The sequence below is a fragment of the Flavobacterium cheongpyeongense genome (assembly GCF_003202435.1).
Classification (GTDB): domain Bacteria; phylum Bacteroidota; class Bacteroidia; order Flavobacteriales; family Flavobacteriaceae; genus Flavobacterium; species Flavobacterium cheongpyeongense.
Genome location: NZ_QJHK01000075.1, coordinates 1 through 250, shown reverse-complemented (window position 1 = coordinate 250; position 250 = coordinate 1). Strand labels below are relative to the sequence as shown.

1 protein-coding gene is annotated in these 250 nt (G+C 42.0%); it reads left to right on the top strand.

Annotation, left to right across the window (positions count from 1 at the left end; all coding sequences use genetic code 11):
• Window positions 1-250: hypothetical protein (locus tag DMB65_RS22280; RefSeq protein WP_165835018.1), on the top strand; the 250-nt coding region annotated here is incomplete at both ends.

Genomic DNA, 250 nt, shown 5'->3' with positions numbered 1-250 from the left:
AGGTTCTTATACTTTTTATGTAAAAGACAGCAAAGGCTGTACAGGTTTGGTTAATGTAACCATTACCCAGCCAACAGCATTAACTACTACAGCTTCAGCAACGCCTTTTAAATGTAATGCTACTAATGTTAAGCAGTCCTCAGATGTTACGATCGATGTACCAACTACAGGAACTGCACCCTATACATATAGTTTCCAGGGAGGTGCCTTTACGGGTGTCAGAACATTCTCGGTTGCCGATAACGGTACC